The sequence below is a fragment of the Pseudomonas sp. RIT-PI-q genome (assembly GCF_001297125.1).
Taxonomy (GTDB): domain Bacteria; phylum Pseudomonadota; class Gammaproteobacteria; order Pseudomonadales; family Pseudomonadaceae; genus Aquipseudomonas.
Genome location: NZ_LHPC01000028.1, coordinates 306,874 through 329,033, shown reverse-complemented (window position 1 = coordinate 329,033; position 22,160 = coordinate 306,874). Strand labels below are relative to the sequence as shown.

Annotated in this window: 18 protein-coding genes and 4 tRNA genes; 16 read left to right on the top strand and 6 right to left on the bottom strand. The window is 60.3% G+C overall.

Features of this window, described 5'->3' with window-relative positions; translation table 11 throughout:
* Positions 1-208 precede the first annotated feature (208 nt).
* Positions 209-2,224 (top strand): excinuclease ABC subunit UvrB, encoded by a 2,016-nt coding sequence (uvrB, locus tag AEQ67_RS14120; RefSeq protein ID WP_059404454.1) that lies wholly within the window; start codon positions 209-211, stop codon positions 2,222-2,224.
* Positions 2,225-2,630: 406 nt separating this feature from the next.
* Here uvrB and AEQ67_RS14115 read toward each other — a convergent pair whose 3' ends face one another.
* From AEQ67_RS14115 to AEQ67_RS14105, 4 genes are all read right to left on the bottom strand, one after another.
* Complete coding sequence (locus AEQ67_RS14115) at positions 2,631-3,089, bottom strand: hypothetical protein (RefSeq protein ID WP_152974846.1); 459 nt, start codon at positions 3,087-3,089, stop codon at positions 2,631-2,633.
* Entirely contained in the window at positions 3,086-3,316 is a 231-nt protein-coding gene (locus AEQ67_RS35050; protein WP_152974845.1) for a hypothetical protein, read from the bottom strand. The genes AEQ67_RS14115 and AEQ67_RS35050 overlap by 4 nt, the downstream gene beginning before the upstream one ends.
* 111 nt (positions 3,317-3,427) lie before the next feature.
* The gene (locus AEQ67_RS14110; protein ID WP_177333650.1) at positions 3,428-4,918 is read right to left on the bottom strand and encodes an MDR family MFS transporter; all 1,491 of its coding nucleotides are present in this window, start codon (positions 4,916-4,918) and stop codon (positions 3,428-3,430) included.
* Between the two features lie 49 nt (positions 4,919-4,967).
* Positions 4,968-6,017 (bottom strand): HlyD family secretion protein, encoded by a 1,050-nt coding sequence (locus tag AEQ67_RS14105; protein ID WP_059404451.1) that lies wholly within the window; start codon positions 6,015-6,017, stop codon positions 4,968-4,970.
* Between the two features lie 220 nt (positions 6,018-6,237).
* Between AEQ67_RS14105 and gltX the strand changes: the two genes are divergently transcribed.
* From gltX to AEQ67_RS14055, 10 genes are all read left to right on the top strand, one after another.
* On the top strand, positions 6,238-7,719 hold the full coding sequence (gene gltX / locus AEQ67_RS14100) for a glutamate--tRNA ligase (protein ID WP_059404450.1): 1,482 nt from the start codon (positions 6,238-6,240) through the stop codon (positions 7,717-7,719).
* A 285-nt stretch (positions 7,720-8,004) separates the two neighbouring features.
* A tRNA-Ala gene (locus AEQ67_RS14095) sits at positions 8,005-8,080 on the top strand.
* 79 nt (positions 8,081-8,159) lie between these two features.
* Positions 8,160-8,235: transfer RNA gene (locus AEQ67_RS14090), tRNA-Glu, on the top strand.
* Positions 8,236-8,288: 53 nt separating this feature from the next.
* Positions 8,289-8,364 (top strand) — tRNA-Ala (locus AEQ67_RS14085).
* Between the two features lie 80 nt (positions 8,365-8,444).
* Positions 8,445-8,520 (top strand) — tRNA-Glu (locus AEQ67_RS14080).
* 183 nt (positions 8,521-8,703) lie between these two features.
* The gene (locus AEQ67_RS14075; RefSeq protein ID WP_059404449.1) at positions 8,704-9,243 is read left to right on the top strand and encodes a TetR/AcrR family transcriptional regulator; all 540 of its coding nucleotides are present in this window, start codon (positions 8,704-8,706) and stop codon (positions 9,241-9,243) included.
* A 31-nt stretch (positions 9,244-9,274) separates the two neighbouring features.
* Complete coding sequence (locus AEQ67_RS14070; RefSeq protein WP_059404448.1) at positions 9,275-10,108, top strand: alpha/beta fold hydrolase; 834 nt, start codon at positions 9,275-9,277, stop codon at positions 10,106-10,108.
* A 47-nt stretch (positions 10,109-10,155) separates the two neighbouring features.
* Positions 10,156-10,593 carry an acyl-CoA thioesterase gene (locus AEQ67_RS14065; protein WP_046047743.1) on the top strand — a complete coding sequence of 146 codons (438 nt, stop codon included), beginning with the start codon at positions 10,156-10,158 and terminating at the stop codon, positions 10,591-10,593.
* A 161-nt stretch (positions 10,594-10,754) separates the two neighbouring features.
* Positions 10,755-11,714: a tRNA dihydrouridine synthase gene (locus AEQ67_RS14060; protein WP_059404447.1), complete on the top strand. Its 960-nt coding sequence runs from the start codon at positions 10,755-10,757 to the stop codon at positions 11,712-11,714.
* A 121-nt stretch (positions 11,715-11,835) separates the two neighbouring features.
* A complete protein-coding gene (locus AEQ67_RS14055) occupies positions 11,836-12,282 on the top strand; it encodes an Hsp20 family protein (RefSeq protein ID WP_059404446.1) in 447 nt (148 codons plus the stop codon).
* A 124-nt stretch (positions 12,283-12,406) separates the two neighbouring features.
* Here AEQ67_RS14055 and AEQ67_RS14050 read toward each other — a convergent pair whose 3' ends face one another.
* Positions 12,407-15,685, bottom strand: coding sequence for a PAS domain S-box protein (locus tag AEQ67_RS14050; RefSeq protein ID WP_059404445.1), 3,279 nt, complete (start codon positions 15,683-15,685; stop codon positions 12,407-12,409).
* Positions 15,686-15,751: 66 nt separating this feature from the next.
* Positions 15,752-16,642: a LysR family transcriptional regulator gene (locus tag AEQ67_RS14045; protein ID WP_059404444.1), complete on the bottom strand. Its 891-nt coding sequence runs from the start codon at positions 16,640-16,642 to the stop codon at positions 15,752-15,754.
* Between the two features lie 147 nt (positions 16,643-16,789).
* Between AEQ67_RS14045 and leuC the strand changes: the two genes are divergently transcribed.
* The 5 genes from leuC (at position 16,790) to asd (ending at position 22,110) form a co-directional block, all read left to right on the top strand.
* A complete protein-coding gene (gene leuC / locus AEQ67_RS14040; RefSeq protein WP_059404443.1) occupies positions 16,790-18,208 on the top strand; it encodes a 3-isopropylmalate dehydratase large subunit in 1,419 nt (472 codons plus the stop codon).
* Between the two features lie 10 nt (positions 18,209-18,218).
* Complete coding sequence (gene leuD, locus AEQ67_RS14035) at positions 18,219-18,863, top strand: 3-isopropylmalate dehydratase small subunit (protein WP_059404442.1); 645 nt, start codon at positions 18,219-18,221, stop codon at positions 18,861-18,863.
* Positions 18,864-19,015: 152 nt separating this feature from the next.
* A complete protein-coding gene (locus tag AEQ67_RS14030; RefSeq protein ID WP_059404441.1) occupies positions 19,016-19,783 on the top strand; it encodes a class I SAM-dependent methyltransferase in 768 nt (255 codons plus the stop codon).
* Positions 19,784-19,845: 62 nt separating this feature from the next.
* Entirely contained in the window at positions 19,846-20,928 is a 1,083-nt protein-coding gene (gene leuB, locus AEQ67_RS14025; RefSeq protein ID WP_059404440.1) for a 3-isopropylmalate dehydrogenase, read from the top strand.
* Between the two features lie 69 nt (positions 20,929-20,997).
* Positions 20,998-22,110 (top strand): aspartate-semialdehyde dehydrogenase, encoded by a 1,113-nt coding sequence (asd, locus tag AEQ67_RS14020; protein ID WP_054052925.1) that lies wholly within the window; start codon positions 20,998-21,000, stop codon positions 22,108-22,110.
* The last annotated feature ends 50 nt before the right edge of the window (positions 22,111-22,160 follow it).

The window sequence follows — 22,160 nt, the reverse complement described above, 5'->3', positions numbered from 1 at the left end:
CGATTATTTTTCGACCGTTAGTCGAATGGCTACGTCAAAGTCTTCAAGGGATGTAGGACGTTTGCCTTGAAAGCGCGGGCAATCGGCTCCACATTGAGCACAATCCAGTTTTTTCCTCGGCCGACATCAGTCGTTTGCGGTCTTTCTCGTTGCTGTCCGGTTTGACCGGCCAGGCGCGGCCCTTGCTCCGAAAACCGAGAGGTATTTCATGTCTGAATTCCAGCTAGTCACCCGCTTCGAGCCCGCCGGCGATCAGCCGGAAGCCATCCGCCTGATGGTCGAGGGCATCGAAGCCGGGCTGGCGCACCAGACGTTGCTCGGTGTCACCGGCTCGGGCAAGACCTTCAGCATCGCCAACGTGATCGCCCAGGTGCAGCGTCCGACCCTGGTGCTGGCGCCGAACAAAACCCTGGCCGCGCAGTTGTACGGCGAATTCAAGGCGTTCTTCCCGAACAACGCCGTCGAATACTTCGTGTCCTATTACGACTACTACCAGCCCGAAGCCTATGTGCCGTCCTCGGACACCTTCATCGAGAAAGATGCCTCGATCAACGACCACATCGAGCAGATGCGACTGTCGGCGACCAAGGCCTTGCTGGAGCGCAAGGACGCGATCATCGTCACCACGGTGTCGTGCATCTACGGTCTGGGCAGCCCGGAAACCTATCTGAAAATGGTGCTGCACGTGGATCGCGGCGACAAGCTCGATCAGCGCGCATTGCTGCGTCGCCTGGCGGACCTGCAATACACCCGCAATGACATGGACTTTGCCCGTGCGACCTTCCGGGTGCGCGGCGATGTGATTGATATCCACCCGGCGGAATCCGATTTCGAAGCGATCCGCATCGAGCTGTTTGATGACGAGGTCGAGAGCCTGTCCGCCTTCGATCCGCTGACCGGCGAAGTGATCCGCAAGCTGCCGCGCTTCACGTTTTATCCGAAAAGCCACTACGTGACGCCACGGGAAACCCTGCTGGGTGCCGTTGAAGGAATCAAGGTCGAGCTTCAGGAGCGCCTGGACTACTTGCGCACCAACAATAAATTGGTGGAGGCCCAGCGACTGGAGCAGCGCACCCGTTTCGACCTGGAGATGATCCTCGAACTGGGTTACTGCAACGGCATCGAAAACTACTCGCGCTACCTCTCGGGCCGTGAATCCGGCCAGGCGCCGCCGACGTTGTTCGACTACCTGCCGACCGACGCCTTGCTGGTGATCGACGAATCCCACGTCAGCGTGCCGCAAGTCGGCGCCATGTATAAGGGCGACCGCTCGCGTAAAGAGACTCTGGTGGAATACGGTTTCCGTCTGCCGTCGGCGCTGGACAACCGGCCGATGCGTTTTGATGAGTTCGAAAACATCAGCCCGCAGACGATTTTTGTCTCGGCCACGCCGGGCAATTACGAGGCGGAGCACGCCGGTCGCGTGGTCGAGCAACTGGTGCGCCCGACCGGCCTGGTGGACCCGCAAATCGAAATCCGTCCGGCGCTGACCCAGGTCGACGACCTGCTCTCGGAAATCGGCAAGCGTGTGGCGCTGGAAGAGCGGGTGCTGGTGACCACGCTGACCAAGCGCATGTCCGAAGACTTGACCGATTACCTCGCCGACCACGGCGTGCGCGTGCGTTATCTGCACTCGGACATCGACACGGTCGAGCGGGTCGAAATTATTCGCGATTTGCGCCTCGGCACCTTCGATGTGCTGGTGGGGATCAACCTGCTGCGCGAAGGCCTGGACATGCCGGAAGTGTCGCTGGTGGCGATTCTCGATGCGGACAAGGAAGGCTTCCTGCGTTCCGAACGCTCGCTGATCCAGACCATTGGCCGCGCGGCGCGGAACCTCAACGGCCGGGCGATTCTCTATGCGGATCGCATCACCGGTTCGATGGAGCGGGCGATCGGCGAAACCGAGCGTCGTCGCGACAAACAGATCGCCTTCAACCTGGCCAACGGCATCACGCCCAAGGGCGTGTTCAAGGACGTGGCCGACATCATGGAAGGCGCCACCGTGCCGGGTTCGCGCAGCAAGAAGCGCAAAGGCATGGCCAAGGCCGCCGAGGAAAGCGCCAAGTACGAAGCCGAATTGCGCTCGCCGGGGGAAATCGCCAAGCGTATTAAAGCCCTGGAAGAGAAAATGTACGCGTTGGCGCGGGACCTGGAATTTGAGGCAGCGGCGCAGATGCGTGACGAGATTGGCAAGCTGCGGGAACGGTTGATCACCGTCTGAGTTTTGCGGCGCCTTTCATGGCCTCTTCGCGGGCAAGCCCGCTCCCACAATGAATGAGGGTGTTCACACCATTTGTGTCCATCCACAGACCCTGTAGGAACTGGCTTGCCAGCGAATCGATGGTAGCCGTTACGCCGCCTTCGCGGGCAAGCCCGCTCCCACCATGAATGAGGGTATTCACACAATTTGTGTCCACCCGCAGACCCTGTAGGAGGCTGGCTTGCCAGCGAATCGATGGTGGCCGTTACGCCGCCTTCGCGGGCAAGCCCGCTCCCACAATGAATGAGGGTGTTCACACAATTTGTGTCCACCCGCAGACCCTGTAGGAGCTGGCTTGCCAGCGAATCGATGGTGGCCGTTACGCCGCCTTCGCGGGCAAGCCCGCTCCCGCAATGAATGAGGGTGTTCACACCATTTGTGTCCACCCGCAGACCCTGTAGGAGCTGGATTGTTGCGAATCGATGGTCGCCGTTACGCCGCCTTCGCGGGCAAGCCCGCTCCCGCAATGATTGAGGGTGTTCACACCATTTGTGTCCACCCGCAGACCCTGTAGGAGCTGGCTTGCCAGCGAATCGATGGTGGCCGTTACGCCGCCTTCGCTGGCAAGCCCGCTCCCACAATGAATGAGGGTGTTCACACCATTTGTGTCCATCCACAGACCCTGTAGGAGCTGGCTTGCCAGCGAATCGATGGTAGCCGTTACGCCGCCTTCGCGGGCAAGCCCGCTCCCACAATGAATGAGGGTGTTCACACAATTTGTGTCCACCCGCAGACCCTGTAGGAGCTGGCTTGCCAGCGAATCGATGGAAGCCGTTACGCCGCCTTCGCGGGCAAGCCCGCTCCCACAATGAATGAGGGTGTTCACACAATTTGTGTCCATCCGCAGACCCTGTAGGAGCTGGATTGTTGCGAATCGATGGTCGCCGTTACGCCGCCTTCGCGGGCAAGCCCGCTCCCGCAATGATTGAGGGTGTTCACACCATTTGTGTCCACCCGCAGACCCTGTAGGAGCTGGCTTGCCAGCGAATCGATGGTGGCCGTTACGCCGCCTTCGCTGGCAAGCCAGCTCCCGCAATGATTGAGGGTGTTCACACCATTTGTGTCCACCCGCAGACCCTGTAGGAGCTGGCTTGCCAGCGAATCGATGGTGGCCGTTACGCCGCCTTCGCTGGCAAGCCAGCTCCTACAGGTTTGGCGGTGGTCTCAATGCGCTTCGCCAGCCTTGAGCCCCGCCGGCAATTTCCTGGTCAGCAACACCGCCAGCATGCTGATTCCCAGCGCAATCCCGACAAAGTGAAACGCATCGTTGTAAGCCATGATCGATGCCTGCTGATGCGCGATCTCACTCAGCTTGCCCAGCGCCGCCGTCTCACTGCCAAACCGGTCCGTCAACGACGCCATCCGCTCGGCCACCTGCGGATTGGTCGGCACAATCGCTTCGCGCAAATAATCAAAGTAAGTCTTGGTCCGCGCATCCAGCAACGTGGCGAGGAGGGCGATGCCGATCGCGCCGCCGAGGTTGCGCAGGATGTTGAACAAGCTCGACGCCGACCCCGCATCCTGCGGAAGAATGTACGCCGTGGCGATCAACGAAATGGTCACCATGATCAACGGCTGGCCCAGCGCCCGAATGATCTGGATCTGATTGAACTGTGGCCCGGCAAAATCCGGGTTCAGCACCCCCGAAGAAAAACTCGCCAACCCGAACAGCCCGAAACCCAGGGTGCACAGCCATTTCGGCGAGATGACCTTCATCAGTTTTGGCACCAGCGGAATCAGGAACAGCTGCGGTACGCCCATCCACATGATCACTTCGCCGATCTGCAGGGCGTTGTAGTTCTGAATCTGCGCGAGGTACAGCGGCAACAGGTAGATCGAACCGTACAGCCCGACCCCCATCCCGACACTGGAAATGCTCGATAAACCAAAGTTTCGATTGCGCAGGATGCCAAGGTTGATCAGCGGATTGGGCTTGGACGTCTGCACGATGACAAAGGTGATCAGGCTCACCAGCGCGATGCTGCCCAGGGTCACGATCAGGTTCGATTCCAGCCAGTCCTTGCGATGGCCTTCTTCCAAAAATACCTGCAAGCAGCCGAGCCCGACGCCCAGGGTAAGAATCCCCATGTAGTCGGTGCTTTTGAGCAATTCCCAGTGCGCTTCTTTCTTCTCCAGGCCATACATCAGGCCGGCGATCATGATCAGGCCGGGCGGGATGTTGATGTAGAAGATGTATTCCCAACCCCAGTTTTCCGTCAGCCAGCCGCCGAGGGTCGGGCCGATGGAGGGCGCGAACGTCGCGGTCATCGCGAACATCGCCATGCCTTTGGCGCGGTGATGTTCAGGAAGTTTGATCAGCGTGAGGGTGAACGCCAGCGGAATCAGCGCGCCGCCGGTGAAGCCTTGCAAGGCGCGGAAGACGATCATGCTCTCCAGGCTCCACGCCATGGAGCAGAGCAGGGACGCGGCGAGAAAGCCGAGCGAGACCCACACGGCTAAACGGCGCGCCGACAGCAGCTGCACCAGCCACGCGGTCAGCGGGATCATGATGATTTCCGCCACCAGGTACGAGGTGGAAATCCACGAGCCTTCTTCCAGGGTCGCCGACAGCGCGCCCTGAATGTCCTTGAGTGACGAGTTGGTGATCTGGATGTCGAGCACCGCCATGAAGGCGCCCAGCATCACACTCATCACCGCAATCCAGTCCCGCCGGGTCGGTTCGCCGACCGGACGGAGCAGTTGATCACCGGCCATCGTCAGGGGCGTCTTTGATGTTCACTTTGGCCGTGACCGACATGCCCGGACGGATCTTGCCATGCAGCGGATTGTCCGCGGCGAAGGTCAGTTTGACCGGGATCCGTTGCACGACTTTGGTGAAGTTGCCGGTGGCGTTGTCCGGCGGCAACAGGCTGAACTGCGCGCCCGAGGCGGCGAACAGGCTGTCGACTCGCGCGTTGATCGGCGTGTCGCTGTAGGCGTCGAAGGTCAGCTCGGCTTTCTGGCCGGGCTGCATGTGGCCGATCTGGGTTTCCTTAAAATTGGCCTGAATCCAGATGTCCTGGTCCGGGACGATCGACATCAGGTACGCGCCAGCCTGCACGTACTGGCCTTCGCGGGCGGCACGCTGGCCGATCAGGCCGCTGATGGGGGCGTGGATTTCGCTGCGGGTCAGGTTCAGTTCGGCCTGGGCCAGATCGGTTTTGGCATTGGCGATCATGGCGTCGAGGCGCTTGATCTCGGCGCTCAGGGAGTTGATTTGCTGGCGCTGACTTTGTGCGTCCGCCTGGGCCTTGGTCACTTGTGAGCGGGCGATGTGGTTGTCGGCGGAGAGGGTGGTCACCCGTTCTTCCGAGACGTAACCGGGTTTGCGCAAGGTTTGCGCGCGGGACAAGTCGATCTGCGAACGACCGAGGCTCGCCTGGCTGGACGCGACTTGGGCGTCGCTGGCGGCGATCAGGCTGGCTTGCTGGGTGAGTTTGCTCTGCGCTTGCAGGCGTTCGGCCTGGCGGGTGGCAAGGGTGGCATTGGCGCGGTCGACCGCGAGGTGGAAATCATCGCCTTCAAGCTTGATCAGCAATTGGCCTTTCTCGACGTGCTGGTTGTCTTGCACCAACACCTGTTCGATACGCGCACCCAATTGGCTGGAGACACGGGTGATCTCGCCCTGGACATAAGCGTTGTCAGTGCTTTCATAAAACCGTCCCTTGAGGAACCACTGGGCAAAAAAGCCCCCGGCAATCAGCAGGACGATCAGCAGGAAAATGAACAGGCGACGCTTGAGTTGGGCAGGCATGGGGCAGACTGTAGTCGAGAAATTGTAAGGGAAGTTATCAGCAGCCAAATCTGGCATACAGCCGATAAACGGTAAATGCCATCGGCTGATATTCGGCCATTCACCGCGGCCAATGGGCGTTGTAGACGCAACCTTGGCTTAAATGCCCTGTTCACTGGAGCCGGGCGGGCAACGCCTGTTACCATTCGCCCTTTGTTTTATCTTCATTTCGAGACTTGCCATGACCACCGTCCGCACTCGCATCGCGCCATCGCCTACCGGGGATCCCCACGTAGGTACTGCTTACATCGCTTTGTTCAACTACTGCTTTGCCAAGCAGCATGGCGGAGAGTTCATCCTGCGGATTGAAGACACCGACCAATTGCGTTCGACCCGCGAGTCCGAACAACAGATTTTCGACGCCCTGCGCTGGTTGGGTATCGACTGGAGCGAAGGCCCCGACGTTGGCGGCCCGCACGGTCCGTATCGTCAAAGCGAGCGCGGCGACATCTATCAGAAGTATTGCCAGCAGCTGGTCGAAATGGGCCACGCCTTCCCGTGCTTCTGCACCGCTGAAGAACTGGACCAGATGCGTGCCGAGCAAATGGCGCGCGGCGAAACCCCGCGTTACGACGGTCGTGCGCTGTTGCTTTCCAAGGAAGAAGTCGCGCGTCGTCTGGCCGCTGGCGAACCCCACGTAATCCGCATGAAAGTGCCGAGCGAAGGTGTTTGCGTAGTGCCGGACATGCTGCGTGGCGACGTCGAGATCCCGTGGGATCGCATGGACATGCAAGTCCTGATGAAGACCGACGGCTTGCCGACGTACTTCCTGGCCAACGTGGTCGATGACCACTTGATGGGCATCACCCACGTCTTGCGCGGTGAAGAATGGCTGCCATCGGCGCCGAAACTGATCCTGCTTTACGAGTATTTTGGCTGGGAACAACCAGAGTTGTGCTACATGCCGCTGCTGCGTAACCCGGACAAGAGCAAGTTGTCCAAGCGCAAGAACCCGACCTCGGTGACGTTCTACGAGCGCATGGGCTTCATGCCGGAAGCGATGCTCAACTACCTGGGCCGCATGGGCTGGTCGATGCCGGACGAGCGCGAGAAGTTCTCGTTGCAGGAAATGGTCGACCACTTCGACCTGAGCCGCGTCTCCCTCGGCGGGCCGATTTTCGACATCGAGAAATTGTCGTGGCTCAACGGCCAGTGGCTGCGTGACCTGCCGGTGGAAGAGTTCGCTTCGCGCCTGCAAACGTGGGCACTGAACCCTGAGTACATGATGAAGATCGCCCCGCACGTGCAGGGTCGGGTTGAAACGTTCAGCCAGGTCGCTCCGCTGGCCGGGTTCTTCTTCGCCGGTGGCGTGAACCCGGACGCCAAGCTGTTCGAATCCAAGAAGCTTTCGGGTGATCAGGTTCGTCAGTTGATGCAACTGATTTTGTGGAAGCTCGAAAGCCTGCGTCAGTGGGAGAAGGACAGCATCACCGCGACGATTCAAGCGGTGGTCGAATCCCTTGAGCTGAAGCTGCGTGACGCCATGCCGCTGATGTTTGCTTCGATCACGGGGCAGGCCAGTTCGGTGTCGGTGCTCGACGCGATGGAGATTCTCGGCCCGGACCTGACGCGTTTCCGTCTGCGCCAGGCCATCGACCTGCTGGGCGGCGTGTCGAAGAAGGAAAACAAGGAGTGGGAAAAACTCCTGGCCAACATCGCCTGACCCACACCGCCCCCCTGTAGCAGCTGCCGAAGGCTGCGTTGGGCTGCGAAGCGGCCCCTGATGGCCGTTACGCAATCCGCCTGAAAGGGCAGAGTGCCAAGATCGCGAGCGCTTCGCACTCGAACGCAGCCTGCGGCAGCTGCTACAGGGACGGATATAACCCCCGGATTTACGGGGGAGGGCGGTAAGTGATTGTTATGTCGGCAAAAAACTTTGAAATATTTTAAAAATAAGTTTGACAGCTTTCCGATGCGCCATTAAGATTCGCCCCGTCCTCAGCGATGAGGGGCTATAGCTCAGCTGGGAGAGCGCTTGCATGGCATGCAAGAGGTCGACGGTTCGATCCCGTCTAGCTCCACCAATTTACACTTCAAGGTCTGGCCACACCGGCCTTGAAGCGATCAACACTCAGCGTTGATCTGTTGTATAGAAGGGTTTGCGTCCCCTTCGTCTAGTGGCCTAGGACACCGCCCTTTCACGGCGGTAACAGGGGTTCGAGTCCCCTAGGGGACGCCAGTTTTACAGAAGCGATGTTGCAAGATGTCGCTCCGCCGCGAGGCGAAAAATCCGGGGCTATAGCTCAGCTGGGAGAGCGCCTGCATGGCATGCAGGAGGTCAGCGGTTCGATCCCGCTTAGCTCCACCAATTTTACAGTTCAAGGTCTGGCCACACCGGCCTTGAATCGATCAGCTCTCAGCACTGATCAGTTGTATAGAAGGTTTTGCGTCCCCTTCGTCTAGTGGCCTAGGACACCGCCCTTTCACGGCGGTAACAGGGGTTCGAGTCCCCTAGGGGACGCCACGATTACCCGCTCTGCGGGATTTTATAAGGGTCATTCAATTATTGAATGGCCCTTTTGTTTGTCTGGCGTTTGGCCAAATCCCCCATTTCTTCCAAACTGATCTTCAGACCAGCGGTCACATCCACGACTTGCGGAAAATTATTATGAGAATAATATTCTAGTCGTAATATTCGGAGGCAACGATGAACGATAAAAAAGCTCAAACCCGCGAACGCATCCTCAAGGCCGCCAGCGCAGCGCTGATTCAGCGTGGCCCGGCCGAACCGAGCGTGGGCGAAGTGATGGGCGCAGCCGGCCTGACGGTTGGCGGCTTCTATGCGCACTTCGAAAGCAAGGACGCCATGATGCTCGAAGCGTTCAATCAATTGCTGGGTCACCGTCGTGACCTGATTGCCGACATGGATTCGCAACTGACCGGGCAAGAGCGTCGCGCATTGGTTGCTGCGTTTTATCTGTCGCGCAAACACCGTGATTCCTCCGAGTCGGCGTGCCCGATCCCGGCGTCTGTTGGCGAACTGGGGCGGCTACCGGAAGCGTTTCGTATCGCCCTGAATGAGCATGTGGAGTTGATGGTCGCGCAGTTGGCGGCCAGCCCGGAAGACACCGACAAAGCCTTGGCCGACATGGCCTTGATGGTCGGTGGTTTGGCCCTGGCACGAGCGCTGGGGCCAGGAGAGTTGTCCGATCGATTGCTGCGCGCCGCCAAGTCTGCGGTGCAGTGACCTAAAGGCGTTAGCCTGGGGAGTGAGAGCGATGAGCACGTTGAAGTGGGTTCGTGGCGTTAATGGCACCTTAGGCTGGTTTGCACCGAAATTGGTCGCGAGCAAAATGCGACTGGCATTCATGACGCCGCGAGATCTGCCACCGCGTGATTGGGAATTGCCGCTGCTGGCCAAATCCGAACGGATCACCTTGCGTTTTGGCCTCTCGGCGCTGCGTTGGGGGCAAGGCCCGGCGGTGTTGCTGATGCACGGTTGGGAAGGGCGGCCAACGCAGTTTGCCAGCCTCATCACCGCGCTGGTGGACGCCGGTTACACCGTGGTGGCGCTGGACGGCCCGGCTCACGGTCGCTCGCCGGGCCGCGAGGCCAATGTAGTGCTGTTTGCCCGAGCCATGCTGGAAGCCGCTGCCGAGTTGCCGCCGCTGCAAGCCGTCATCGGTCACTCCATGGGCGGCGCCAGTGCCATGCTCGCGGTCCAGTTGGGTCTGCGCACCGAGACACTGGTGACGATCGCCGCCCCGGCGCGGATTCTTGGGGTGCTGCGCGGCTTCGCCCGCTATGTGCGGCTGCCGCCGAAAGCCCGTTCGGCGTTCATTCGTCAGGTCGAAAGAGACGTCGGCATGCGCGCTGCGGCGCTGGATGTCGCGCACTATCAACTCGACATGCCCGGCCTGATCGTTCATGCCGAAGATGACACCTTCGTGTCGGTCAAGGATTCGCAGTTGATCAACGAAGCCTGGTTCGACAGCCGCCTGCTGCGCCTGGAAGAGGGCGGTCATCAGCGGGTGCTGGCTGACCCTCGGGTGATTGATGGCGTGCTATCACTGCTTTCCGGTCGCAGTCTTCACAAGCGCCAATCGGCCTGAGCATCCGTTACACTGCCCCGGACGAATAATCTGACCGGGAGTGAGGCATGGGCTGGGATCGGGCAACGCCGTTTATCATTGATCTGGAAGTAGGCGCCGAGGACATCGATGGGCTGGGTCACGCGAATAACGCGGTGTACGTGACCTGGCTCGAACGCTGTGCCTGGCGCCACTCTCAGCGGCTGGGTCTGGACCTGGTCGAATATCGGCGGCTGGACCGGGCGATGGCGGTGGTGCGGCACGAGATCGATTACCTCGCGGCAGCCTATGAAGGCGATGAGTTGCAATTGGCGACCTGGATCGTCGATTGGGACCAGCGCCTGAAAATGACCCGGCACTTCCAGTTGAAACGCCCCAGCGACAACACCACGTTACTGCGCGCCCAGACCACCTTTGTCTGCATCGAACTGTCGACCGGCAAACCCAAGCGCATGCCGGCAGAGTTCATCGAAGGCTACGGCCCTGCATTGCAACTCCCGGCCTGACACCTTCCTTTGTAGGAGCTGTCGAGTGAAACGAGGCTGCGATCTTTTGATCTTGTTTTTAAAGAATCAAAGTCAAAAGATCGCAGCCTCGTTTCACTCGACAGCTCCTACATGAGCAAAACCTGTAAACTGCCGCACGTTTTTCGTTGAGTGTGTTTTTCATGCAAATTGCTTTGGCGCCCATGGAGGGGTTGGTCGACAACATCCTGCGGGACGTGCTGACCCGTGTGGGCGGTATCGATTGGTGCGTGACCGAGTTCATTCGGATCAACGACCAGCTGCTCACGCCTGCCTATTACCACAAGTTCGGCCCTGAACTGCTGACCGGCGCCCGCACCGCATCTGGCGTGCCGTTGCGCGTGCAGCTGTTGGGTTCCGATCCGGTGTGCCTGGCGGAAAACGCCGCGCTGGCCTGTGAGCTGGGTTCCGAAGTCATCGACCTGAACTTCGGCTGTCCAGCCAAAACCGTGAACAAGTCCCGTGGCGGCGCGGTACTGCTCAAAGAGCCTGAGCTGCTGAACCAGATCGTCGAGCATGTCCGTCGCGCCGTGCCGGCGCACATTCCGGTGACCGCGAAAATGCGTCTGGGCTTTGATAGTCCGGACGGTGCGCTGGTGTGCGCCACGGCCCTGGCCGAAGGTGGCGCGGCACACATCGTGGTTCACGCGCGGACCAAAACTGACGGTTACAAGCCACCAGCCCACTGGGAATGGATCCCTCGAGTGCAGGACGTGGTCAAGGTGCCGGTGTTCGCCAATGGCGACATCTGGAGTGTCGAAGACTGGCGTCGTTGCCGCGAAATCAGTGGTGTGGAAGACATCATGCTCGGTCGCGGCCTGGTCTCGCGCCCTGACCTGGCCCGGCAAATCGCCGCTGCGCGTGCCGGTGAAGAAGTGGTCGAGATGACCTGGGCCGAGCTGCTGCCGTTGATTCAGGACTTCTGGCTGCAAGCCAAGGCGCAGATGACAGCACGCCAATCGCCGGGTCGCTTGAAACAGTGGCTGGCAATGCTGACCCGCAATTATCCCGAAGCCGTGGAGCTGTTCACGGTCTTGCGCCGTGAGACCGAACTGGACCAGGTCTCGCGTTTGCTGGGCCTGCAGGTCTCGGAAGCGGCCTGAAAAAAATCTCGTAATAATCGCTTGAAAAGCAATCAGCGGTCCCTATTTAGGGATTACGCGATGCCGAATTCGGGTCGCGGAGACAAAAAACCTTGCTGATTGTTTTCAGGAGATTTGAACCATGACTACTGCATTTTCCCTGGCCCCACTGTTCCGTTCCTCGGTAGGTTTCGATCGTTTCAACGACTTGTTCGAAACCGCCCTGCGCAATGAGCCAGGCAGCACCTACCCACCTTACAACGTGGAAAAACACGGCGACGACCAATACCGCATCGTCGTGGCGGCGGCCGGTTTCCAGGAAGAAGACCTGGAACTGCAAGTCGAGAAGGGTGTGCTGACCATCAGTGGCGGCAAACGCGACGCCAATGAAGGCGTCACCTTCCTGCACCAGGGCATTGCCCAGCGTGCGTTCAAGCTGTCGTTCCGCCTGGCCGATCACATCGAGATCAAGGCCGCCGACCTGCGTAACGGTCTGTTGAGCATCGACCTGCTGCGCATCGTGCCGGAAGAGGCAAAAGCCAAACGCATCCCGATCAACGGGACGCAAAAACCAGCTCTGCAGCACTAAGTCAGAGCAACGAAAAGGGCGCCACTGGCGCCCTTTTTTGTACCCATAACGCAGCCTCGCAGGCTCGACAGCTGCTACAGGGCCAAACGTAGCCTCATGCTGCTCGGTATCTACAAGATCCGGGTTATTTGAGGAGTTTTTTGAATTCTTCCACCGGCAGCGGCGGGCTGTGCAAATAGCCCTGATAGAAGTGGCAACCCAGCCCCTGCAAAAACTCCAGTTGCTCTGGCGTCTCCACCCCTTCGGCAATCACCTTCAATTCCAGGCTACGGGCCATGGCGACGATGGCGCGGATGATCTCGGCGTCGTTGGGGTCGGTGGTGGCGTCGCGGATGAATGACTGATCGATTTTCAGGGTGTCGACCGGCAGGCGCTTGAGGTAGGTCAGCGAGGAATAGCCGGTGCCGAAGTCGTCCATGGCAAAGCTCACGCCGAGCTTCTTCAGGCGGCGCATTTTGCTGATGGTGTCTTCCAGGTTCTGGATCACGATGCCTTCGGTGATTTCCAGTTTCAGCAGCGAGCAGGGCAGGCCGTGGCTGACCAGGCTGTGCTCGATGCGTTCGACGAAGTCGTTCTGGCGGAATTGCCGGGGGCTGATGTTCACGCACAAGCTGAAATCGAGCGGGTCTATCAGGCCCTTGGCGATCAGTTGTTTGAACGCCTTGCAGGCGTCATCGATGATCCACGTGCCGACTTCCAGAATCAGCCCGCTGTCCTCCAGCACCTTGATGAACTCGGTGGGTGATTGCGCGCCGAGTTCCGGGTGGTTCCAGCGCACCAGCGCCTCGGCACCGACGATGCGGTTATTGCGGGCGTCGACCTGGGGTTGGTAATGCACGCGAAATTCACCCCGGGAAAGGGCCAGGCGCAGGTCGGTCTCCATGCGCAGGCGCTCGCTGGCGGCCTTCTGCATGGTGTTGTGATACATCTGCGTGGTGTTGCGGCCCGAATCCTTGGCCCGATAGAGCGCAATGTCGGCGCGTTTGAGCAGGTCGGTCGGTGTCGAGCCGTGATCGGGAATCAGCGCGATGCCGATACTCGGCGTCACTTGCAGGCGTTGACCGTCGAGGAACATCGGCTCCGAGAGCAATTCGCGCAAGGTATCCGCCAGTAGCCGAACCTGGTCGCTGACCTCGTTGCGCGAGCCTTCGAGGCCACTGAGCAGCACCACGAATTCGTCACCGCCCAGGCGTGCGACGGTGTCTTCCATGCGCACGCTGGCCTCAAGGCGCGCCGTGATGATTTTCAACACCGTATCGCCCACCGGATGGCCGAGGGAGTCGTTGATGTGCTTGAAGTGGTCGAGATCGAGGAACATCAAGGCGCCGCGCAAATTATGGCGTTTGAGCAGGGCGATCTGCTGGCTCAGGCGATCCATCAACAGTGCGCGGTTGGGCAGGTTGGTCAGCGGGTCGTGGTAGGCCAGGTGGCGGATCTGCGCTTCGGCGTTTTTCAGCAGGCTGACGTCCCGCGCGGTCAGCAGCAGGCAGGCGGTTTCGTTGAGGGTGATCGGTTCCACCGAGACTTCCACGGTCAGCAACTCGCCGCGCTTGTTGCGCCCGAGCATTTCCTGGTGGTGCACCCGGCCCTTGATCTGTAGCTCGGCCAACAGCGCCGAGCGTTGTTTCTCTTCCGCCCAGATGCCCACCTGATACACCGTGCGACCGATCACTTCGTCGGCGCGGTAGCCGGTCAGGCGGCAGAAGCCGTCGTTGACCTCCAGGTAGCGACCGGTGTCGCGCTCGGTGATGGTGATGGCGTCGGGGCTTGAGTGGAACGCCTTGGCGAACTTCTCTTCGCTGGCCTTGAGCGCCGCTTCCGAGCGTTGCTGCTGGGTAATGTCGCGCAGCGTAGTGACGATGCACGGCTGTTCGCCGACGCTGATCTGTCGGCTGGAGATCACGCAGGTCAGGGCTTGCCCGTCTTTGTGTTGAACCAGGATGGCCACGCTGTTCAGCGCTTGTTCGCGAATGACTTGTTCGATCCGTTGCAGGCTTTTCGCCGACGCGTCCCACAGGCCGATTTCGTCGGCACTGCGGTCAATCACGTCGCTGGCGCTCCAGCCAAAGGTCTGGGTAAAACTGGAGTTGATCTCGATGAACTGGCCGGTGTCCTGGCGAGTTACGCAGATCGGGTCTGGGCTGACCTGGAACAGGGTGGCAAATTTCTCTTCGGACGCCACCAGCCGCTGCTCACGCTCCACCTGATCGGTGATATCAAGCAGGGTGCCGGCCATGCGCAGCGGCGTGCCGTTTTCGTCGCGGTAGAGTCGGGCGCGGCTTTCCAGGTAGCGCGAACTGCCGTCCGGCAGTTGCACACGATAAGTGAGCTGATAGTTACCGGCCGGACCTTCACGCAGACTGCGGTAGGCGTCGCGCATGCTGCCGCGTTCTTCGTCGGGCACCCCTTCGAAAAACTCATCGAAGGATTCATGGAAGGGTTTTGCCTCCATCCCGTGCAGCTGGGCCGCGCGGGCCGAGCCGTACAGCATGCCGCTGGGAATATGCCAGTCCCAGGTGCCGAGTTGCGCCGAGTCCAGCGCCAGGTCGAGGCGTTCCTGGCTGTCTTTCAAGGCAAGTTCGGCGGCCTTGCGCTCGGTGGTGTCGAGAAACGTACTGAGCAGATACGGCTGGCCTTCGAGTTCGACCTTTTGTGCGCTGAGGATGCCGTCATGGATCTGGCCATTGCTGGCGCGAAACTGCACCTCCATGCTGACCAGTTCGCCTTTGGCCTTGGTGGCCTTGACCAGTTGCGCCCGTTGCTCCGGGTGCACCCACAGGCCCAGCTCCACGGTGGTACGGCCAATGGCGTCCTGCACCGGCCAGCCGAACAGGCTTTCGAAATACTGGTTGGCTTCGGTGATCAGGCCGTCTTCCTGGCGGGTCAGCAGCACCATGTTCGGGCACAGGTGAAACAGCGTGGCGAAGCGTTTTTCCGAGCTGCTCAACGCTTGTTCGCGCTGGCGTTGATGAGTGATCTCGCGGATCACCCCGATCATGCGTGGCCGGCCATGTTTGTCCGGCAGCAGGCTGCCGTTGATCTCTAGCCAATGCAGGCTGCCGTCGGGCCAGCGAATGCGGTGATGCATCGCCTGTTCCAGCGGCGCTCCGGCGATCACCGCGTCGAAGGCGCGAATGGTTTTCGCCCGATCCTCCGGGGGCAGCAAGTCGAGGTATTCCAGATCGGCCGGCAAAGGTTGACGCGGATCAAAGCCGAACAACGCCTGGGTGCCCCGCGACCAGCTGATCTGCCCGCGCTCGATGTCCCAATACCAGGCGCCCAAACGCGCGCCGTTGAGGGCGGCCAGCAATTGCGGCGCACTTTCCCAGCTCTGCTCGGACCTTTTTGGGTCAAGCGCCTGGATACGCGGCATCGGCGGGATACGGTCAACGGATTTCGGCATGGGCAAGCCTTGGGCTGAGTTAGGCGTTAGGCACAGGGTTTCGCGGCTCTATAGAAGTAGCACAACTTAGCCTTGTTTCCCTGGCAGATCGATTTGTGCATCCAGCAGGGCCATAAAGGCCCGTGCTGCGTTCGACAGCGTCCGTTCTGTGTGCAGGATATAGCCTAGCTGGCGAGTGAGTTGTATGCCCGGCAAAGGTATTCGTGCAACTTGTTCGTCGAGCATGGTGCGCGGCAACACGCTCCAGGCCAGGCCGATCGAGACCATCATCTTGATGGTTTCCAGGTAGTTGGTGCTCATGGCGATGTTCGGTGTCAGGCCCTGGGCTTCGAACAGGCGCCGGACGATGTGGTGGGTAAAGGTGTTGCCACCGGGGAAAACCGCCGGGTGCAGGGCGATGTCCGCCAGATTGACCGGGCCGTTGCTGATCAGCGAATGCTCCGGGGCGACTACGAAATCCAGCGGGTCGTCCCACACCGGCGTGGCCTTGACCAGTGCGTGGGGCTCCGGCGCCAGGGTGATGACCGCCAGTTCGGCGCGGCCATGGAGGATTTCTTCGTAGGCCACTTCCGAATCGAGGAACTGAATATCCAGCGCCACCTGTGGGTAGCGGCGGGTGAACTCCCTCAATAACGGCGGCAAGCGGTGCAGGCCGATGTGGTGACTGGTGGCCAGGGTCAGGCGGCCGGACACTTCGCCGGTCAGGTTAGTCAGCGCACGACGGGTGTCATCCAGCACGTTGAGGATTTGATACGCCCGCGGCAACAGGGCGCGCCCGGCCTCGGTCAGGCCGACTTCACGGCCCAGGCGATCGAACAGGCGCACCTTTAATTGCTGTTCCAGGCCGGCGATGCGCTTGCTGATCGCCGGTTGCGTCAGGTGCAGCCGTTCGCCCGCACCGGAGAAGCTTCCGGTCTCGGCAATCGCGATAAAAGCATTGAGGTTGGCCAGATCCATTCAAGTATTCCAGTTGGTTATCCAAAGCATAAAAAATATGAATTTGAGTTATTTAATGTAACCCCCTAGGATCGACCTCACAAGCCAAGGGGTTATTGAATCACTCAAGACCCAGGGCATAGAAACAAGCTGATGAGGAACCGTCTGATGGCCGGCAAAACGCTTTACGACAAGCTCTGGGATTCGCATGAAGTGAAACGGCGCGACGATGGGTCGTCGCTGATCTATATCGACCGCCACATCATCCATGAAGTGACTTCGCCCCAAGCTTTCGAAGGCCTGCGTCTGGCCGGGCGCAAGCCTTGGCGCGTCGACTCGATCATCGCCACCCCGGACCACAACGTGCCCACCACGCCGGATCGCAAGGGCGGCATCGAAGCGATTACCGACCAGGTTTCGCGTTTGCAGGTGCAAACCCTCGATGACTATTGCGATGAATACGGCATCACCGAATTCAAAATGAACGACGTGCGCCAAGGCATCGTTCACGTGATCGGCCCGGAGCAGGGCGCCACCTTGCCAGGCATGACCGTGGTTTGCGGCGACTCGCACACCTCGACGCACGGCGCATTTGGCGCTTTGGCTCACGGTATCGGTACTTCCGAGGTCGAGCATGTGTTCGCCACCCAGTGCCTCGTCGCCAAAAAGATGAAGAATATGTTGGTGTCGGTCGAAGGCAAACTGCCGTTCGGCGTGACCGCCAAGGACATCGTGCTGGCCGTCATCGGCAAGATCGGCCCCGCCGGCGGTAACGGCCACGCCATTGAGTTCGCCGGCAGCGCCATTCGCGACTTGTCCGTCGAAGGCCGCATGACCATCTGCAACATGTCCATCGAAGCCGGTGCCCGTGTTGGCCTGGTGGCGGCGGACGAAAAAACCGTGGAATACGTCAAGGGCCGTCCATTCGCCCCGAAAGGCGCGGAATGGGACATGGCAGTCGAAGCCTGGAAAGACTTGGTCTCCGACGCTGATGCCGTGTTCGACACCGTGGTTGAACTCGACGCCACTCAGATCAAGCCACAAGTCAGCTGGGGCACGTCGCCCGAGATGGTCCTGGCGGTTGATCAGAACGTGCCGGACCCAGCGAAGGAAATGGACCTGGTCAAGCGTGGTTCCATCGAGCGCGCCTTGAAGTACATGGGTTTGAGCGCCAATCAGGCGATCACCGACATTCAGCTGGACCGTGTGTTCATCGGCTCCTGCACCAACTCGCGGATCGAAGACCTGCGCGCTGCGGCGGTCATCGCCAAGGGCCGCAAAGTCGCTTCGACCATCAAGCAAGCCATCGTGGTGCCGGGCTCGGGCCTGGTGAAGGCGCAAGCCGAGGCGGAAGGCCTGGACAAGATTTTCCTCGAAGCCGGTTTCGAGTGGCGTGAACCGGGTTGCTCGATGTGCCTGGCGATGAACCCGGACCGTTTGGAGTCGGGCGAGCATTGCGCGTCGACCTCCAACCGCAACTTCGAAGGCCGTCAGGGCGCCGGTGGCCGTACGCACCTGGTGAGCCCGGCCATGGCCGCGGCGGCTGCCGTCAACGGTCGTTTCATCGACGTTCGCGAACTGATCTGAGGAACCGTACATGAGAGCTTTTACCCAACACACCGGTTTGGTCGCGCCATTGGACCGTGCCAACGTCGACACCGACCAGATCATTCCGAAGCAGTTCTTGAAGTCGATCAAGCGCACCGGTTTTGGTCCGAACCTGTTCGATGAATGGCGTTACCTGGACGTGGGCTATGCCTACCAGGACAACTCCAAGCGTCCGCTGAACAAGGATTTCGTGCTCAACGCCGAGCGTTATCAAGGCGCCAGCGTGCTGCTGGCCCGCGAGAACTTCGGTTGCGGCTCCAGCCGCGAACACGCGCCGTGGGCGCTGGAAGAGTACGGTTTCCGCAGCATTATCGCGCCGAGCTACGCCGACATTTTCTACAACAACAGCTTCAAGAACGGCTTGCTGCCGATCATCTTGACCGACGCTGAAGTGGACGAACTGTTCCAGCAGGTCGAGGCGAATCCTGGCTACCAGTTGACGGTCGACCTGCAAGCCCAGACCGTGACCCGTCCGGATGGCAAGGTTTACCACTTCGAACTCGACGAGTTCCGCAAGCATTGCCTGGTCAACGGCCTGGATGACATCGGCCTGACCTTGCAGGACCACGAGGCGATTGCGACGTTTGAAGCCAGGCACCGGGCGAGCCAGCCTTGGTTGTTTCGCGACGTTTGATTGATCCGAGATTGATGTAGACAGGGCCGGCCCCATCGCGGGCAAGCCCGCTCCCACAGTGATTTTCGCCGTTCACAAAACCTGTGGGAGCGGGCTTGCCCGCGATGAGGCCAGAACTGACACCACAAGACTCACCCCAAAAGGAAGTCCCCATGACCCGCACCGCCCAGCACAGCCAAGTCGTACAAAAGCAATTCGGTGAACAGGCCTCGGCCTACCTGAGCAGCGCCGTTCACGCTCAAGGCACCGAATTCGCACTGCTACAGGCTGAACTGGCCGGGCAGGGCGATGCCCGCGTGCTGGACCTGGGTTGCGGCGCCGGCCATGTGAGTTTCCACGTGGCGTCGCTGGTGAAAGAAGTGGTGGCGTACGACCTGTCACAACAGATGCTCGACGTGGTCACCGCCGCAGCCATTGATCGTGGCTTGAGCAACGTGTCCGCGGTCAACGGCGCCGCCGAGCGCCTGCCGTTCGCCGATGGCGAGTTCGATTTCGTCTTCAGCCGTTATTCGGCGCACCACTGGAGCGATCTCGGCCTGGCCCTGCGCGAAGTGCGCCGGGTGCTGAAACCGGGTGGCGTGGCGGCGTTCGTCGACGTGTTGTCACCGGGCAGTCCGTTGTTCGACACTTACCTGCAAAGCGTCGAAGTGCTGCGCGACACCAGCCATGTGCGCGATTATTCCGCCGGCGAGTGGTTGCGCCAGGTCAGCGAAGCGGGGCTGCATACCCGCAGCACCACCCGTCAGCGGCTGCGCCTGGAGTACACCAGCTGGGTCGAACGCATGCGCACGCCAGAGGTGATGCGCGCAGCGATCCGCGAGTTGCAGCAGTCGATGGGCAATGAAGTGCGCGACTATTTTGAGATTGAGGCCGACGGTTCGTTCAGTACCGATGTGCTGGTACTGATGGCTGAAAAATAAGCGTCAAACGACTTTTTCCGGGCGTGCCCCAAGGGCACACCGACTGATGACATGAGGAAAGCATGAGCAAGCAGATTCTGATTCTCCCAGGTGACGGTATTGGCCCGGAAATCATGGCCGAAGCGGTCAAGGTGCTGGAGCTGGCCAACGACAAGTACAGCCTGGGCCTCGAGCTGAGCCACGACGTGATCGGCGGCGCTGCCATCGACAAGCACGGCGTGCCGCTGGCCGACGAAACCCTGGAACGTGCCCGCGCAGCCGACGCTGTACTGCTGGGCGCCGTGGGCGGTCCGAAATGGGACGCCATCGAGCGTGACATCCGTCCTGAGCGCGGCCTGCTGAAAATCCGTGCGCAACTGGGCCTGTTCGGCAACCTGCGCCCGGCGATCCTGTACCCGCAACTGGCCGAGGCTTCGAGCCTGAAGGCAGACATCGTTTCCGGCCTGGACATCCTGATCGTTCGCGAACTGACCGGCGGCATCTACTTTGGCGCGCCGCGTGGCACGCGCACCCTGGAAAACGGCGAGCGTCAGTCCTACGACACGCTGCCGTACAGCGAAAGCGAAATCCGCCGCATCGCGCGTGTCGGTTTCGACATGGCCATGGTCCGCGGCAAGAAGCTGTGCTCGGTGGACAAGGCCAACGTGCTGGCTTCCAGCCAACTGTGGCGTGAAATCGTCGAAGAAGTGGCCAAGGATTACCCGCAAGTCGAACTGAGCCACATGTACGTTGACAACGCCGCGATGCAACTGGTGCGTGCACCAAAGCAATTCGACGTGATCGTTACCGACAACATGTTCGGCGATATCCTGTCCGACCAGGCGTCGATGCTCACCGGTTCCATCGGCATGCTGCCGTCGGCGTCGCTGGACACCCACAACAAGGGCATGTACGAGCCGTGCCACGGTTCGGCGCCGGACATCGCCGGCCAAGGCATCGCCAACCCGTTGGCGACCATTTTGTCGGTGTCGATGATGCTGCGTTACAGCTTCAACCTGCAGGATGCGGCCGATGCGATCGAGAAGGCCGTTAGTCTGGTATTGGACCAAGGCCTGCGCACAGGCGACATCTGGTCGGCCGGTTGCACTAAAGTCGGTACGCAGGAAATGGGCGACGCAGTAGTCGCCGCGCTGCGGAATCTGTAATCTCTCGGGCCCGCTGCCACTTTCAACTTCGAAAGCAGCGGCCCACTTTTTAAAGAAGGTGTAGTTGCGATGAAACGTGTAGGTCTGATCGGTTGGCGCGGTATGGTCGGTTCCGTGCTCATGCAGCGGATGCTGGAAGAGCAGGATTTCGATCTTATTGAGCCGGTGTTTTTCACCACTTCCAATGTCGGTGGCCAAGGCCCGTCCGTGGGTAAGGACATTGCTCCGCTCAAGGACGCTTACAGCATTGAAGAGCTGAAAACCCTCGACGTGATTCTGACCTGCCAGGGTGGCGACTACACCAGCGAAGTGTTCCCGAAACTGCGCGAAGCCGGCTGGCAGGGTTACTGGATCGACGCCGCTTCCAGCCTGCGTATGCAGGATGACGCGGTGATCGTACTGGACCCGGTGAACCGCAAGGTCATCGACCAGCAGCTCGACGCGGGCACCAAGAACTACATCGGCGGCAACTGCACCGTCAGCCTGATGCTGATGGGCCTGGGCGGTCTGTTCGAAGCCGGTCTGGTCGAATGGATGAGCGCCATGACCTATCAGGCGGCCTCCGGTGCCGGCGCGCAGAACATGCGTGAACTGATCAAGCAAATGGGCGCGACCCACGCTGCTGTCGCCGATCAACTGGCCGACCCGGCCAGCGCGATTCTCGACATCGACCGCCGTGTGGCCGAAGCCATGCGCAGCGACGCGTACCCGACCGAAAACTTCGGCGTACCGCTGGCCGGTAGCCTGATCCCGTGGATCGACAAGGAACTGCCGAACGGTCAGAGCCGCGAAGAGTGGAAGGCCCAGGCCGAGACCAACAAGATCCTCGGTCGCTTCAAGAGCCCGATCCCGGTGGACGGCATCTGCGTGCGCATCGGTGCCATGCGTTGCCACAGCCAGGCGCTGACCATCAAACTGAACAAAGACGTGCCGATCGCCGACATCGAAGGGCTGATCAGCCAGCACAACCCTTGGGTCAAGCTGGTGCCGAACAACCGCGAAGCGAGCATTCAGGAACTGAGCCCGACGAAAGTCACCGGCACCCTGAACGTACCGGTTGGCCGTCTGCGCAAGCTGAACATGGGCACGCAGTACGTTGGCGCGTTCACCGTCGGCGACCAGCTGCTGTGGGGCGCGGCCGAACCGCTGCGTCGCATGCTGCGGATCCTGCTTGAGCGTTGATCGATTGAAGCAATGAAAGAACCCGTGCCTTGAAAGAGGTGCGGGTTTTT

Excerpts from the sequence above, each read along its gene's own strand:
- AEQ67_RS14055 (WP_059404446.1), top strand. The coding sequence starts at position 11,836 with ATGACTACTGCATTTTCCCTGGCCCCACTGTTCCGTTCCTCGGTAGGT.
- AEQ67_RS14070 (WP_059404448.1), top strand. The coding sequence starts at position 9,275 with ATGAGCACGTTGAAGTGGGTTCGTGGCGTTAATGGCACCTTAGGCTGG.
- AEQ67_RS14105 (WP_059404451.1), bottom strand. The coding sequence starts at position 6,017 with ATGCCTGCCCAACTCAAGCGTCGCCTGTTCATTTTCCTGCTGATCGTC.
- gltX (WP_059404450.1), top strand. The coding sequence starts at position 6,238 with ATGACCACCGTCCGCACTCGCATCGCGCCATCGCCTACCGGGGATCCC.
- leuD (WP_059404442.1), top strand. The coding sequence starts at position 18,219 with ATGAGAGCTTTTACCCAACACACCGGTTTGGTCGCGCCATTGGACCGT.
- asd (WP_054052925.1), top strand. The coding sequence starts at position 20,998 with ATGAAACGTGTAGGTCTGATCGGTTGGCGCGGTATGGTCGGTTCCGTG.
- leuC (WP_059404443.1), top strand. The coding sequence starts at position 16,790 with ATGGCCGGCAAAACGCTTTACGACAAGCTCTGGGATTCGCATGAAGTG.
- AEQ67_RS14065 (WP_046047743.1), top strand. The coding sequence starts at position 10,156 with ATGGGCTGGGATCGGGCAACGCCGTTTATCATTGATCTGGAAGTAGGC.
- AEQ67_RS14045 (WP_059404444.1), bottom strand. The coding sequence starts at position 16,642 with ATGGATCTGGCCAACCTCAATGCTTTTATCGCGATTGCCGAGACCGGA.
- AEQ67_RS14050 (WP_059404445.1), bottom strand. The coding sequence starts at position 15,685 with ATGCCGAAATCCGTTGACCGTATCCCGCCGATGCCGCGTATCCAGGCG.
- AEQ67_RS14075 (WP_059404449.1), top strand. The coding sequence starts at position 8,704 with ATGAACGATAAAAAAGCTCAAACCCGCGAACGCATCCTCAAGGCCGCC.
- AEQ67_RS14030 (WP_059404441.1), top strand. The coding sequence starts at position 19,016 with ATGACCCGCACCGCCCAGCACAGCCAAGTCGTACAAAAGCAATTCGGT.
- uvrB (WP_059404454.1), top strand. The coding sequence starts at position 209 with ATGTCTGAATTCCAGCTAGTCACCCGCTTCGAGCCCGCCGGCGATCAG.
- AEQ67_RS14060 (WP_059404447.1), top strand. The coding sequence starts at position 10,755 with ATGCAAATTGCTTTGGCGCCCATGGAGGGGTTGGTCGACAACATCCTG.
- leuB (WP_059404440.1), top strand. The coding sequence starts at position 19,846 with ATGAGCAAGCAGATTCTGATTCTCCCAGGTGACGGTATTGGCCCGGAA.